At 71.8% G+C, this 13,650-nt stretch carries 10 protein-coding genes and 2 pseudogenes; 6 read left to right on the forward strand and 6 right to left on the reverse strand.

The genetic code is table 11. The features are described from left to right. Positions 1-43 precede the first annotated feature (43 nt). Together Prum_RS42745 and Prum_RS42750 are read right to left on the reverse strand one after the other, a co-directional pair. On the reverse strand, positions 44-1,111 hold the full coding sequence (locus Prum_RS42745; RefSeq protein WP_218577640.1) for a DUF8832 domain-containing protein: 1,068 nt from the start codon (positions 1,109-1,111) through the stop codon (positions 44-46). A gap of 31 nt (positions 1,112-1,142) precedes the next feature. Next, positions 1,143-2,075, reverse strand: a complete 933-nt coding sequence (locus tag Prum_RS42750; RefSeq protein ID WP_173083000.1) for an AraC family transcriptional regulator — start codon at positions 2,073-2,075, stop codon at positions 1,143-1,145. A gap of 80 nt (positions 2,076-2,155) precedes the next feature. On the opposite strand from Prum_RS42750, the gene Prum_RS42755 reads away from it, so the two are divergent. Beyond that, entirely contained in the window at positions 2,156-2,983 is an 828-nt protein-coding gene (locus tag Prum_RS42755; protein ID WP_173083002.1) for an NAD(P)H-binding protein, read from the forward strand. Here Prum_RS42755 and Prum_RS42760 read toward each other — a convergent pair. Then, complete coding sequence (locus Prum_RS42760) at positions 2,980-4,296, reverse strand: glycosyltransferase (RefSeq protein WP_173083004.1); 1,317 nt, start codon at positions 4,294-4,296, stop codon at positions 2,980-2,982. The genes Prum_RS42755 and Prum_RS42760 overlap by 4 nt on opposite strands. Before the next feature lie 245 nt (positions 4,297-4,541). Here Prum_RS42760 and Prum_RS42765 point away from each other — a divergent pair, with 245 nt between their 5' ends. Continuing rightward, positions 4,542-5,549 (forward strand): LacI family DNA-binding transcriptional regulator, encoded by a 1,008-nt coding sequence (locus tag Prum_RS42765; RefSeq protein ID WP_173083006.1) that lies wholly within the window; start codon positions 4,542-4,544, stop codon positions 5,547-5,549. On the opposite strand, the gene Prum_RS42770 is transcribed toward Prum_RS42765, so the two are convergent. After that, a complete protein-coding gene (locus Prum_RS42770) occupies positions 5,550-5,669 on the reverse strand; it encodes a CorA family divalent cation transporter (protein ID WP_173083008.1) in 120 nt (39 codons plus the stop codon). Positions 5,670-5,746: 77 nt separating this feature from the next. On the opposite strand from Prum_RS42770, the gene Prum_RS42775 reads away from it, so the two are divergent. Next, positions 5,747-7,378, forward strand: a complete 1,632-nt coding sequence (locus tag Prum_RS42775) for an amidohydrolase (RefSeq protein WP_173083010.1) — start codon at positions 5,747-5,749, stop codon at positions 7,376-7,378. Here the strand turns inward: Prum_RS42775 and Prum_RS42780 are convergent. Together Prum_RS42780 and Prum_RS42785 are read right to left on the reverse strand one after the other, a co-directional pair. Then, positions 7,375-8,037: a response regulator gene (locus Prum_RS42780; RefSeq protein WP_173083012.1), complete on the reverse strand. Its 663-nt coding sequence runs from the start codon at positions 8,035-8,037 to the stop codon at positions 7,375-7,377. The genes Prum_RS42775 and Prum_RS42780 overlap by 4 nt on opposite strands. Continuing rightward, positions 8,034-9,248: a sensor histidine kinase gene (locus Prum_RS42785; RefSeq protein ID WP_173083014.1), complete on the reverse strand. Its 1,215-nt coding sequence runs from the start codon at positions 9,246-9,248 to the stop codon at positions 8,034-8,036. Before Prum_RS42785 ends, Prum_RS42780 begins: the two co-directional genes overlap by 4 nt. A gap of 208 nt (positions 9,249-9,456) precedes the next feature. Between Prum_RS42785 and Prum_RS42790 the strand changes: the two are divergent. The 3 genes and pseudogenes from Prum_RS42790 to Prum_RS42800 all read left to right on the forward strand — a co-directional run bounded on the left by Prum_RS42790 (position 9,457) and on the right by Prum_RS42800 (position 13,647). Next, a pseudogene (locus tag Prum_RS42790) lies at positions 9,457-11,642 on the forward strand (MMPL family transporter). A 292-nt stretch (positions 11,643-11,934) separates the two neighbouring features. Further along, a pseudogene (locus Prum_RS42795) lies at positions 11,935-13,141 on the forward strand (IS3 family transposase). A gap of 50 nt (positions 13,142-13,191) precedes the next feature. Continuing rightward, the gene (locus Prum_RS42800; RefSeq protein WP_173083016.1) at positions 13,192-13,647 is read left to right on the forward strand and encodes a hypothetical protein; all 456 of its coding nucleotides are present in this window, start codon (positions 13,192-13,194) and stop codon (positions 13,645-13,647) included. Positions 13,648-13,650 lie beyond the last annotated feature (3 nt).

A 13,650-nucleotide genomic window follows, 5' to 3' on the forward strand; every position in this document is an offset into this window, starting at 1 on the left:
GGCCCCCGCCGCGGCGCGTCAGCGCCGTGCCGTGGCGCGTCGATCAAGGCTTTGGCCGTCGATCAAGGGCATAGGGTCGTGGTTTGGAGATCAAAGCGCGGCCTTTCGCCCTTGATCGACGGGGAAGTCCTTGATCGACGCGCCGCCGCAGGGCGCTGGCGCGCCCGCGCCCCTGGCGGGGCCTGCGCGGCGGGGCGGCGGGGGAGGCCCTAGTCGTGACCGTGGTCGGGGGTGGGGGTGGCGGCGGGGCCGCGGCGGCCGCCCCCGTGCCGGCCGCCGCGGTGAATTCCGCCGTCCGTACCGTGTCGCCGTGCTTGAAGTCCAGGTACAGCCGGTACGTGCCGGTCGACGGGACTTCGGCGTAGAAGGTGATCGCCGGTCCGGGGTCGGTGCTGGCCTCGTCCGGGTGGACGTGCAGGTACGCCAGGTCGCCGTCGCGCAGCGCGACCAGGTGGCCGTACGCCCCGAGGTACGGCTGTAGGTCGGTCACCGGTTGGCCGGCGCGGGTCACGGTGAGGGTGAGCTTCGAGGACGTACCCGGGACGAGAGCTCCGGCCAGGGTGACCTGGTAGCCGTCGACGGCGGCGACCGGCGCGGGCGCGGGCACCGCGACGGGCCGGTAGAGGCCGGCGGCCGGTACGTCGACGCCGAGCGTCAGGCCGCTGTCCCGGCCGGCCGGCTGGAAGTCGGCGAACACCCGGTACTGGCCGGGCGCGCCGGCGCGCAGCGGGATCGACCAGGTGCCGTCGGCGGCGAGTGTCGGGTGTACGTGCTGGAAGCCGGACAGGTCGCGGCGTACGACGATCAGGTGCAGGTCCTTCTCGTGGGTGGCCGTGTACCGGGTGACCGGCTGTCCGTCGGGGCCCAGCACGCGGAACGCGAACTGCGCCGGTGCGCCGGTGGCCAGCTCGCGGCTGGCCGGGACGAGCCGGTAGCCGTCCTGGGACACCTGCAGGCCACCGGGAACCCCTACGGCGGGCGCGGGATGGGCCGGGGCGGCGCCGCCGGCGACGGGAGCCGGGTCGCCGACCAGGTTGCCGACGCCGAGGGCCGCGCCGAACACGGCCACCAAGCCGAGTGCGTATCCGCCGAGCTTGATCGAGGTTCGCATGGCGTCATGCTACCTATACCGGGTGGGGGTATCAAGTCGGCCGTCCGCGATGCGCCTGAGGACTCACCCCGCGTACCCGTTTGAAGGCGGCACTCAGCGCGAAACCGCTGCTGTAGCCGACCCGGTGAGCCACCGCGGCGACGGTGGCGTCCGGCTCGCGGAGCAGGTCGGCCGCGAGCGCCAGCCGCCAGTTGGTCAGGTACGCCATCGGCGGCTCGCCGACCAGTTCGGTGAAGCGCCGGGCCAGCGCGGCCCGGGACAGGCCGAGCCGGCCGGCGAGCCCGGCCACGGTCCACGGGTGCTCCGGGTGGTTGTGCAGCATCCGCAGGGCCCGCCCGACGACCGGGTCGGCCTGGGCGCGGAACCAGCCCGGCGCCGTCTCGCCGCGCGCGAACCAGGCCCGCAGGACCGCGATCAGCAGCAGGTCCAGGAGCCGGTCCAGGACGGCCGACTGGCCCTGGTCGTCCTTGGTGATCTCGGTGGCGAGCAGCGGGATGAGCGGGCTGTCCCACTCGTCCGCGCGCAGCACCAGCAGCGGCGGCAGGGCGCGCAGCAGCCGTTCGGTGATCTCGCCGGTGCCCTGGTAGGTGCCGACCAGCATCATCGAGGCGCCGTCGTCGCTGTTGCCCCAGGTGCGCACGCCGCGGTCCATCGCGATGGACAGGTCCTCGCCGTACAGGGTGGTGCAGCGCTCGTCCGGGTGGATGATCACCTGCGGCGGCGTGGCCGGGTCGTCGGCCACCGTGTACGGGTCCGGGCCGCACACGACCAGCACGTCGCCGGGGTCCAGCCGGACCGGGTCGCCGGTGTCGGGCAGCACCCAGGCGACGCCACGCACGATCGCCGCGACGGCCAGCGGCGCACGGTCCTGGATCCGCATCGACCACGGCGGGTCGAGCAGGACGCGGAGCAGGAACGCCTGCCGGGCGCGCGGCCCGTCGAGGAGGCCAGCGAGAGCGTCCACCCGGCCAGGTTAGACGATCGCGTATGCGGCCGAGCTTCTCGACCATGGAGCGTCTCACCGGGCCGCGATGGAATCGGTCCATGACTGATAACGGGACCTACCTGGTAACCGGCGGCACCGGCAAGACCGGCCGCCGCGTCCTGAGCCGCCTGGGCGCGCGCGGCCTCGCGGTCCGCGCCGGCTCCCGCTCCATGCGGCCGCCCTTCGACTGGAACGCCGACCCGGCCACCTGGAAGCCGCTGCTGGACGGCGTCAGCGCCGCCTACATCACGTACTACCCGGACCTGGCGTTCCCCGGCGCCGCGGAGTCGATCCGGGCGCTGGCCCAACTGGCGGAGCAGGCCGGCGTCCGCCGGCTGGTGCTGTTGTCCGGCCGCGGCGAGGAGGAGGCCGAGGTCGCCGAGCAAGGGGTACGCGAGTCCGCGCTGGAGTGGACCGTGGTGCGCTCGACGTGGTTCGCCCAGGACTTCACCGAGCACTTCCTGCTCCCGCCGGTGCTGACCGGGGTGATCGCGCTGCCGACCGACGTACCGGAGCCGTTCGTCGACCTGGCCGACGTCGCGGACGTGGTGGTCGCCGCGCTGACCGAGGACGGGCACCACGGCAGGACGTACGAGCTGACCGGGCCGCGGCTGGTGACGTTCGCGGAGGCCGCGGAGCTGATCTCGGCGGCCTCCGGCCGCCCGGTGCGGTTCGAGCCGGTGACGCCGCAGGAGTGCACGGCCCGGATGATCGCCGAGGGCGTGCCGGCCGAGGAGGCGGCGGGCCTGACCGACCTGTTCTCCCGCATCCTCGACAGCCGCAACGCCCACGTCACGGACGACGTCAAGGCGGTCACCGGCCGGGACGCCCGGGACTTCGCCGACTTCGTGCGCGACGCCGCGGCCAGCGGGGTGTGGCGCGCCTAGCGCACGCTCAGCACCGTCACCTGCGGGTACTGCGCCAACTCGACCTTGAGCGACGGGTGCAGCAGGTCCGCCAGGTACGGCAGGTCGGTGACGAAGGGGAGCGGGAGCAGTGAGGCCGGGTCCAGCGCGGTGCGGGAGGCCACCAGGTCGATGCGGTCGGCCTTCCGCAGCCCTTTGGTGAGGTGCAGGCTCAGGTCCTCCGGCAGCAGGAAGCGCCACAGGTCGACGTTGACCAGCACGTCGAACTGGCCGGCCTTGAAGTCGTGCAGCATCAGCCCGACCCGGTGCCAGTTGGTCTCGCCGAGCGGGGCGTCGTGGTCGAACGTGTACGAGCCGGGCCCCAGCGGGAGCTTCGCCACCCCGAAGCCGATCGCCAGCGCGCTGCCGGCGGCGAGGGTCTCCCGCAGCGGCGCCGGCAGGTGGTCGGGCCGGCCCAGACCCTCGCGCCGGCAGGCGGCGACCGCGTCCCCGTACAGGCGGACCCGGCCCATCACCTGCCCGAGCGTGCCCTGGCTGTGCATGGCCTCGAACTCGTACCGGGGGTGTTTGCGGGCCACGTAGCGCAGGTTGTCCATGGTGCCGAGCAGTTCGCCGGTGCGGCGGTAGTGCGGCAGGTGGTACGCCACGGCGTCCCGGTCCACCTCGAACAGGTCGGGCGGCCCGCCGTGGTGATGGAAGACCCGGTAGAACATCTCGTTGTCCTCCAGGCCCCACTTGACCATCGTCTCGTCGAACCCGCCGGCGGCCAGGAAGGTGGCCCGGTCCACGGAGGCGTTGTGGGTGAAGCCGAGCAGCCACGGCGCCCGGCGGAAGTCCTGCCAGTGCTGCGGCAGGCTGCAGTGCGCGTCGCGCGGGTCGCCGCGGTAGTGGTCGACCAGCGGCGCGGCGGGGATCTCGCCGCGGCGCAGCGCGTCGCCGGCCGCCCAGTCGCAGTCGAGCCGCCGGCCCAGCAGCACGCCCGGCCGGCCCGCCCGGCTCGCGTGGAACGCCCAGTGCCGGCGGATCAGGTCCGGGTGGGCCACCGTGTCGGAGTCGAGGAAGACCAGCACGGCGGCGCGGGCGTGGGCGGCCCCGGCGTTGCGGTTGGCCGAGCGGCCGCGGTTGCGCTCGTCGCGTACGCACCGCACGTCGATGCGGTCCGCGTACTTGTCGACGACGGGCGCGAGCGGGGCCGCCGAGCCGTCGTCGGCGACGACCACTTCGAACTCGCCGGGCGGCATGGTCTGCCGGGCGAGGGAACCGAGGGTGACGTCCAACTCCGCGGCGTTCTCGAAGGCGGGCACCACCACGCTCAATCGAGGCGGGCTTGGCACGCGGTCAGCATAGGCAGGAGGACCTTGAAGAGCGCTCGAACCCGGCGTGAGCGGGGCGCCTCGCCCGTACGGCGAGTGCACTATGGACGAAAGGCCGTTAACCTGAATGCAATCGTATGCGTGTTAGTCTGGCGCTGATGTCGCCAGCACGAGGTTCCCGATCGAAGCCGGACGACGCACCCGGGCAGAAAGAGCCGCCGCCGCCCCCGCCGGCCCCACCCGCGGTCCGGCGCTCCGTCGCGACGATGCGTGACATCGCGGAGGCCGCGGAGGTCTCCCAGAGCACCGTGTCCCGGGTCCTGAGCAACGTCCCGACCGCCGTCCCGATCGCGCCGGCCACCCGGGAGCGGGTGATCCAGGCGTCCCGCCGGCTCGGCTACCGGCCCAACCCGCTGGCCCGCGGCCTGCGCGGCGCCTCCACCAACCTGCTCGGCGCCGTGGTACGCGACTTCAGCGACCCGTTCTACGCCGGCGCGGTCGAGGAGCTGGTCGTGGAGGCGATGGCGCACGGCTACAACGTCGTGCTGGGGCACGTGCACGGCAAGCTCGACAAGGCCACCCCGCTGACCTCCGTGCTGGAGACCCGGCACACCGACGCGATCATCCTGCTCGGCGACATGCAGGTACAGCCCCAGGTGGTCGACGACCTGCGGCATTCGCTCGTCCCGGTGGTGGCGCTGTGGCAGGGCACCAGCCCGCTGGAGTTCCCGACCGCGGACACCGACGACCGGGCCGGCATCCAGGCCGGGCTGGCCCACCTCACGTCCCTCGGGCACCGCCGGATCGCGTTCGTCAGCGCCGAACTGCCCGGCGAGTACCGGGTCCGGGAGGACGCCTACCTCGACTTCATGCGCGAGCGGTTCGGCGGCGCGCCGGACGGCTACCTGGAGCGCTGCTCCAACACCCTGGCCGGCGGCGACGCGGCGACCCGCCGCCTGCTGGCGCTGGCCGAGCCGCCCACGGCGGTCGCCACCGCCACCGACCTGGTCGCCATCGGCGTCCTGCACGCCGCGCACGCGCAAGGCGCCACCGTGCCCGACCGGCTCTCCGTGGTCGGCTTCGACGACATCCTCATCGCCAGCCACACGGTGCCCGCGCTGACCACCCTGCGCATGCCGATCAAGGAGATCATCCGGTACGCCCTCGGGCGCGCGGTCACGCTGGCCCGCGAGCCGGACGCGGAGCGCGGCCCCAGCCTGGAGGTCTTCGCCCCCGAGCTGATCGTCCGCGAGTCCACCAAGCCGCTGCGCTAGTTAGAGCCATTTGTTGCGGCGGAAGCCGACGTACATGGTCGCGGCGATGACGAGCATCAGGACCAGGACCATGGGGTAGCCGTAGGTCCATTTCAGTTCGGGCATCTTGTCGAAGTTCATCCACCGCCGTCGGGTGCATAAAACCACGCGCGCGCTGTGGCGGCGGCCGCCGACTCCTTCGGCGTAGCCTCGACCCGGTGACTGCCCCCACCGCGGATCTGCTGTTCACCGGAGGTCCGGTGCTGCGCACGGCGACACGTGCCGGCACGGGTGCGTTGGCGGTCCGCGCTGGTCGGATCGTCGCGGTCGGTCACGACCTGACCGGCCTGGTCGGCCCGCGGACCGAGGTGGTCGATCTCGCGGGTCGGCTGCTGCTGCCGGGGTTCCAGGACGCACACGTCCACGCGGTGATGGGCGGGATGGAGCTTGGCCAGTGCGACCTGACCGGCACCACCGACCTGGACGAGTATCTGCGGCGGGTCCGGCGCTACGCCGACGCGCACCCGAACGCGGAGTGGATCGTCGGCAGCGGCTGGTCGATGGAGACCTTTCCAGGCGGCGTTCCGACAAAAGAACCGCTTGACCGGGTCGTCGCGGACCGCCCGGTGTTCCTGACGAACCGGGACCACCACGGCGCCTGGGTCAACAGCCTCGCCCTGGAACGCGCTGGGATCACCGCGGCCACCACAGACCCGGCCGACGGCGTGGTCAACCGGGATGTCGACGGCAATCCGGTGGGTGCGCTGCAGGAGGGCGCGGTACGCCTCGTCGCGTCGCTGCTGCCGGAGGTGACCCCGGCGGACCGGCTCGCCGGGCTGCTGCGCGCCCAGACGATGCTGCACTCGCTGGGCATCACCGCCTGGCAGGACGCCATGGTCGGCGCCACCAACGGCTACCCGGACATCACCGACGCGTACCTCACCGCGGCCCGGGACGGGCTGCTCACCGCGACCGTCGTCGGCGCGCTCTGGTGGGACCGGGACCGCGATGCCAGCCAGATCCCCGAACTGCTCGACAAGCGGGCCGCCCTCACCCTCGGCCGGCTGCGCTGCGGCACGGTGAAGATCATGCAGGACGGCGTCGCGGAGAACCACACCGCCGCGATGACCGCACCCTACCGCGACGCGTGCGGCCATCCGACCACCAACAGCGGCCTGAGCTTCGTCGACCCGGCCGCGTTGCGTGACCACGTGACCGCGCTGGACGCTCTCGACTTCCAGGTGCATTTCCACGCCCTCGGCGACCGCGCCGTCCGGGAGGCCCTCGACGCGGTTCAGGCGGCTCGGGCCGCGAACGGGTTCCGCGACACCCGACCACACCTCGCACACCTGCAGGTCGTACATCCGGACGATCTGCACCGCTTCGGCCAGCTCGGCGTTTCGGCGAACATACAGCCGCTCTGGGCCGCGCACGAACCGCAGATGGACGACCTGACCATCCCGTTCCTCGCCGCCGACCTGGCCGCCCGCCAGTACCCGTTCGGCGACCTACTGCGCTGCGGAGCGACCCTCGCCGCCGGCAGCGACTGGCCGGTCAGCAGTCCCGACCCGCTCCACGGCATCCACGTCGCGGTCAACCGGCGCCACCTCGACGCGGACACCGACGTGTTCCTAGCCGAGCAACGCCTCGACCTGGGCACCGCGCTGGCCGCGTACACCGCCGGCAGCGCGTACGTGAACCACCTCGACGACACCGGGACGCTCCGGATCGGAAACCGGGCCGACCTCGTCGTGCTCGACAGCGACCCCTTCACGACGCCGCCCGAACAGATCGGCCACACCCGGGTCGCGCTCACCTACATCGGCGGGGCGCTCGTCTACGCCGCCTAACTGCGTAGGCCGGCCTGGTATGCGATGACGACGAGTTGGGCGCGGTCGCGGGCGTCGAGCTTGGTCATCGCGTGGTTGACGTGCGTCTTGACCGTCAGCGGGCTGAGGGTGAAGTGGTCGGCGATCTCGGCGTTCGACATGCCGGTGGCGACGAGGGCGACGATCTCGCGTTCCCGGTCGGTCAGGACGGCGAGGAGGTCGGCGGTCGGGGCCGGGGCGCGGTCGTTCAGCGCGAGGTAGCGGGCGATCAGCCCGCGGGTGGCGGCGGGGGACAGCAGGGCCTCGCCGCGGGCGACGGTGCGGATCGCGTCGATGAGGGCTTCCGGGCGGGCGCCTTTGCCGAGGAATCCGCTCGCGCCGGCGCGCAGCGCCTCGAAGACGTACTCGTCGACCTCGAAGGTGGTGAGGATCAGCACCTTTACCCCGGCCAGATCCGGGTCGGCGGAGATCCGGCGGGTCGCGGCGAGGCCGTCGAGGTCGGGCATGCGGATGTCCATGAGAACGACGTCGGCGCGGGCTTGGCGGGCCAGTCGCACGGCCTGGGCGCCGGTCGCGGCTTCGCCGACGACGGTGAGGTCGGGGGCGCTGTCGACCATCAGGCGTAGGCCGCCGCGCACGATGTCCTGGTCGTCGGCGAGCAGCACGCGTACGGCGGTCACGAGGTCGCACCGGCCGCGGTGGGCAGTTCGGCGGTGACCCGGAAGCCGCCTTCGGGGCGAGGGCTGGCGGAGAGCCGGCCGCCGAGTGCGGCGGCTCGCTCCCGCATGCCGATGATGCCGTGGCCCATCGTGCCGGCCTCGCCAGCCGGTGCCTGTGCCCCGTCGTCCTCCACCGTCAGCGCCAGCGTCCCGGGCCGGAAGGCGAGACGGATGGATGCGGAGGCTCCGGCCGCGTGCTTGGCGGAGTTGGTCAGGGATTCCTGGATCAGCCGGTACGCGGTGAGGTCGACGGCGTCGGGCAGCGGCCTGGCCGGGCCGGTGACGTCGCAGGTTACCCGCAGCCCGGAGGCGGTGAAGGAGGCGATCAGCTCGTTGAGCCGGCTGAGCCGTCCGGCCGGCTCGACGGGTTCGTGCTCGCCGGGCTGGCGGAGCAGGCCAACGGTGAGCTTGAGCTCGGCGAGCGCGGCCTCGCTGGCGTTCTGGATGTGCTCCAGGGACTCCCGGGCCTTGGCGGGGTCCTTTTCGAGCAGGAAGGTCATGGCGCCGGCCTGCACGTTGATGAGGGCTACCTGGTGGCCGACGGCGTCGTGGAGTTCGCGGGCGATCCGTAGCCGTTCGGCCTGGACACGGCGGCGGGCCTCGTCCTCGCGGCTCTGTTCCGCGCGCCGGGCCCGCTCTACGAGCATGGCCCGCTGCGCGCGGTTGGCCCGGATGGCTTGCCCGAGGGCGGCCGCCGCCACGACCCATGCGAGTGCCGCGAGGTTGGCCAGTTCGAGCCTTCCTTCGAGGGCGGCCGTAACGCTGCCGGCCAGCGCGAGTGCGCCACTGACGGCGATGGTCGCGGCGAGCACTGCGGTCTTTTCACTGAGCACGGAGAAGACGAGCATCGCCAGGATCAGGGCGGGTCGGGCGGGGGAGTCGGCTGGTCCGGTCGGCTTCATGGCGATCGCGCCCACGGTCGCGGTGGCCAGAATGAGCCAGGTCGGCCAGTGCCGGGCGGGGACGACGACGAAGCTGGCCGAGACCACCGCGCCGGTGATGTATACGGCGGGCGTGAGCGCGGTCGAGCTCGATGTCGCAGCGGCCAGGATGGTGAGGAGGAAGACCAAGCCGGCCCCCGCCGCGCGGAAGGCGGTGGGATGCGCGGTGGCCAGCCGGCGCATGCGGTCGCCGACTGGTATCAGGCTCGTGGCCAGGTCTTTCGCTCCCACGAGCTGACAGTAGGCAACCGGGTGGCGGGGCGGCAAACAATCTACTGCGAGCGCGGTAGGCAGCACCTGGTCGCCACCGCGATCGCGGTGGGTGCGGTCGCCGCGTCAGGCCGATGACGGGTACGGCCGTGCTGGCGAACGATGCGAGGGTCGCATTTCCGCGGAAGCGGACAGCGACCCCGTACGCCGCAAACAGGGAGAAATGAGCATGGCTTCGTTCCTATACCGGTTGGGCCGGTTCGCGTTCCGCCGCCGGTGGTCGGTGACCGCGGTGTGGTTGGCGGTCCTGGGGGCCGCGCTGATCGGCGCGCTCACCCTGTCCGGGCCGACGCAGGAGTCGTTCAGCATTCCGGGCACGCCGGCGCAGAAGGCGATCGACCTGCTCGCCGAGCGGTTCCCGCAGGCGTCGGCCGACGGCGCCACCGCGCGCGTGGTCTTCGCGGCACCCGCCGCGAAGACGCTCAGCGACCCGGCGTACCGGCAGGCGATCGAGACCGCGGTCGCCGACCTGAAGCAGGCACCGCAGGTCGCCTCGGTCAACGACCCGTTCACCTCCGGCGCGGTCAACCCGGCCGGCACGATCGGGTTCGCCCAGGCCAGCTTCCAGGTACCGTCGGACGACCTCACCGACGGCGCCCGTGACGCGGTCACCGCGGTGGTGGACCAGGCCCGTGCGAGCGGGCTGACCGTCGAGGTCGGCGGTGACGCCCTCGAGCCCCCGGCCAACATGGGCGTCGGGGAGATCATCGGCGTGATCGTCGCCGCGGTCGTGCTGCTCATCACGTTCGGTTCGCTGGTCGCCGCCGGACTGCCGCTGCTGACCGCGATCCTCGGCATCGGGATCGGGATCGGCGCCATCACCATGCTCTCCGGCTTCGTCGACCTGTCGTCCAAGACCCCGATCCTTGCGCTGATGCTCGGCCTGGCCGTCGCGATCGACTACGCCCTGTTCATCGTCTCCCGGTACCGGCACGAACTGGCCGCCGGCCACGAGCCGCACGAGGCCGTCGGCCGCGCGGTCGGCACCGCCGGCTCGGCCGTGGTCTTCGCCGGCCTCACCGTGATCATCGCCCTGGCTGCGCTGACGGTGGTCGGCATCCCGTTCCTGGCCCAGATGGGCCTGGCCGCCGCGTTCACCGTCGCGGTCGCCGTGGTCATCGCGCTCACCCTGCTGCCGGCGCTGCTCGGCTTCGCCGGGCGCCGCATCCTCGGCAAGCGCTTCCGCGACCCGAGGCTTCCGGCGCGACCAGCTTCGGCACCCGCTGGGCCCGCGCGGTCACCCGCCGCCCGGTGGCCGCACTGCTGATCGCCGTCGTCGGGCTCGGCGTGGTCGCGGTCCCGACCCTCGACCTGCATCTCGGGATGCCCGACGACAGCACCGCCGCCCCCGACACCACCCAGCGCAAGGCGTACGACCTGCTCTCGGCCGGGTTCGGCAAGGGCTTCAACGGGCCACTCATCGTCGCGGTCGACGCGCCCGCCGGCACCGTACAGACGGCTGCCGACCAGGTCGCCGGACAGATCCGTGGCCTCGACAACGTTGACGCGGTCACGGAACCGGTGCTGAACCAGGCCGGTGACACGGCCATCCTGACCGTCATCCCCACAAGCGGCCCCAGCGACACCGCGACCGAGGACCTGGTCCGAGCCATCCGGCAACAAGATGGCACCGCGGCCGGCGCGGCCATCGGTGTCACCGGCCTGACCGCCATCAACATCGACATGTCCGCCAAGCTCGGCGCCGCGCTGATCCCCTACCTCGCCATCGTGGTCGGTCTCGCGTTCATCCTGCTCATGCTGGTCTTCCGGTCCCTGCTCGTGCCGGTCAAGGCCACGCTCGGGTTCCTGCTCAGCGTCGCGGCCACCTTCGGCGCCGTCGTCGCGGTCTTCCAATGGGGCTGGCTCGCCGACGTCCTCGGCGTCGACCAGGTCGGACCCATCATCAGCTTCCTGCCGGTCGTCCTGATCGGGATCGTTTTCGGCCTCGCCATGGACTACCAGGTCTTCCTGGTCACCCGGATGCGCGAGGAGTACGTCCACGGCACCCCGCCGCGCGAAGCCGTGGTCGCCGGCTTCGGCCACGGCGCTCGGGTCGTCACCGCCGCCGCGATCATCATGATCAGCGTCTTCTCCGGCTTCATCCTCGCCCCGGACGCCATCATCAAGTCGGTCGGCTTCGCCCTCGGCATCGCCGTGCTCTTTGATGCCCTCATCGTCCGCATGACCATCGTTCCCGCCGTGATGACCCTGCTCGGTAAGACCGCGTGGTGGCTGCCGCGCTGGCTCGACAAGCTACTGCCCAATGTGGACGTCGAAGGCGAGAAGTTGCGTCACCAACTCGACGACGCGCCGGAGAGCTCACCCGTTCGCGCCGCCGAACACGCGTCCGCGTGACCTCTACCGGTGGGCCCGCAGCACGCTCGCTCAACCTGTGCAGTTTCCCGAAACCATACGGCGTGCCGGCATTGCCGATCCAGGTCGGCGGGTCGAGCCGGGCCGCCGCCCGCCGCGCCGGGCGCCGCGCGCCGGAAGCCAAGAAGATCACTGTCCATTGTGCATATTGTGTTCACCTGCGGTCGGCCACGGAACCCTATGCTGCGTGCTTCGTCGAAGGGGAGTTGCCCCCTGATCTTGGACACCTGAGACTTGGATCTTGATGGTCCAGGTGGACAGGAGTCCCTGACAGATGGTGATGAAGCACTACCCGCCCGAGTTCAAGGCCGACGCGGTGGCGTTGTACCGGTCCCGGCCGGACGCGACGATCAAGTCGGTCGCCGACGACCTGGGCGTGAACCCGGAGACGCTCCGTAACTGGATTCGGCTAGCGGATGGGCGGCGCAGCGGCCCGGCGGTGATCCGGCCGGAAGCCGCGCCGGCGCCGGCTGGGTCGGTGGAGGCGGAGAACGCGCAGTTGCGTCGCCGTGTGCGGGAACTGGAGGAGGAACGCGACATCCTGCGTAAGGCGGCCCGGTATTTCGCCGGGGAGACGCGCTGGTGAACCGCTTCCAGTTCGTCGAGGACCACCAGCAGCGCTTCGGCGTGAAGCGGTTGTGCCGGGTCCTGGGCGTGGCCCGGTCCAGCTTCTACCACTGGAAGGCCACCGCGGCGGCTCGGGCGGCCCGTAAGGCCGACGACGCCGCCCTGGCGGCCCGGATCCGGACCGTGCACGCCGACTTCGACGGCACCTACGGCGTGCCGCGGATCACCGCCGAGCTACGCGACCGCGGCGAGCGGGTCAACCACAAGCGCATCGCCCGGGTGATGCGCGGGATCGGCCTGCAAGGACTGCGACTGCGTCGCCGGCAGCGCACCACGATCCCGGACCCGGCCGCGGCGAAGGCGCCGGACCTGATCGGCCGGGACTTCACCGCACCAGCGCCGAACCTGCGCTATGTCGGTGACATCACGTACCTGCCCGTCGGCGAGCGCGGATTTCTTTACCTGGCCACCGTGCTGGACCTGCACTCGCGCCGGCTGGCCGGCTGGGCGATCGCCGACCACATGCGCACCGACCTCGTCCTGGACGCCCTGGCCGCCGCACAGCGCACCCGGGGCAGCCTGGCCGGGCGATCCTGCACACCGACCACGGCGCCCAGTACACCTCCCGAGCGTTCGCCGCCGCCTGCCGTGCCGCCGGCGTTCGCCAGTCGATGAGCGCGGTCGGCAGCTCCGCGGACAACGCCGCCGCCGAATCCTTCAACGCCACCTTCAAACGCGAGACCCTGCAAGGCCGCCGCGCCTTCACCGACGAACGAGAGGGACGCCTGACCGCATTCCGCTGGCTGCACCGCTACAACACCGTCCGCCGCCACTCCCGGCTCGGACAACGATCCCCGATCGCCTACGAGAAGACACTCCGACCAACATCAACTACCCTGGCATCAGCCGCATAACCCCGTGTCCAAGATCAGGGGTCAAGCCCCAAGATCGACTAAGGGGAGTCATGTTGTTCATTCGCCAGCGGCTCGGCCGGGTGGTGGTCGTGTGTGCCATAGCCGTGACCGTGTTCACGAGTTTCACCGCGACGCCCGCGCAGGCGTGGCCAGGCGCCGAACTGAATCGCGCCATGTACGGCGTTAACGGCCAGCTTCTGGGCAGGGCGACCTGGTTCTCGGCCGACACCGGCTACTACTGGAACGGACTGATCGAGGTCCACGACCTGTTCTGCGACCAGGACAACGGCATCATCGCCGCTCTCTACGCGTTCCGCGGCGGTGAGTGGCAGCGCACCACCCTGGCCAGCGTCCGGGGCTGTGGCAGCTCCAACTACGTGGACGTGAAGAAGGCGCCGGCCGGGCCGTACGTGGGTGACCGGATCAGGTTCCGGGTCTGCAAGCTGCTGCCCAACGGCACCTGGATCGACTGCTACGACCAGTACGCCATCAACGAACCGATGTAGGGG

Source organism: Phytohabitans rumicis, from assembly GCF_011764445.1.
Lineage (GTDB): Bacteria > Actinomycetota > Actinomycetes > Mycobacteriales > Micromonosporaceae > Phytohabitans > Phytohabitans rumicis.

Bases quoted from the DNA above. Each gene is read 5' to 3' on its own strand.
- Prum_RS42745 (WP_218577640.1), bottom strand. From the start codon at position 1,111: ATGCGAACCTCGATCAAGCTCGGCGGATACGCACTCGGCTTGGTGGCC.
- Prum_RS42755 (WP_173083002.1), top strand. From the start codon at position 2,156: ATGACTGATAACGGGACCTACCTGGTAACCGGCGGCACCGGCAAGACC.
- Prum_RS42765 (WP_173083006.1), top strand. From the start codon at position 4,542: ATGCGTGACATCGCGGAGGCCGCGGAGGTCTCCCAGAGCACCGTGTCC.
- Prum_RS42770 (WP_173083008.1), bottom strand. From the start codon at position 5,669: ATGAACTTCGACAAGATGCCCGAACTGAAATGGACCTACGGCTACCCC.
- Prum_RS42800 (WP_173083016.1), top strand. From the start codon at position 13,192: ATGTTGTTCATTCGCCAGCGGCTCGGCCGGGTGGTGGTCGTGTGTGCC.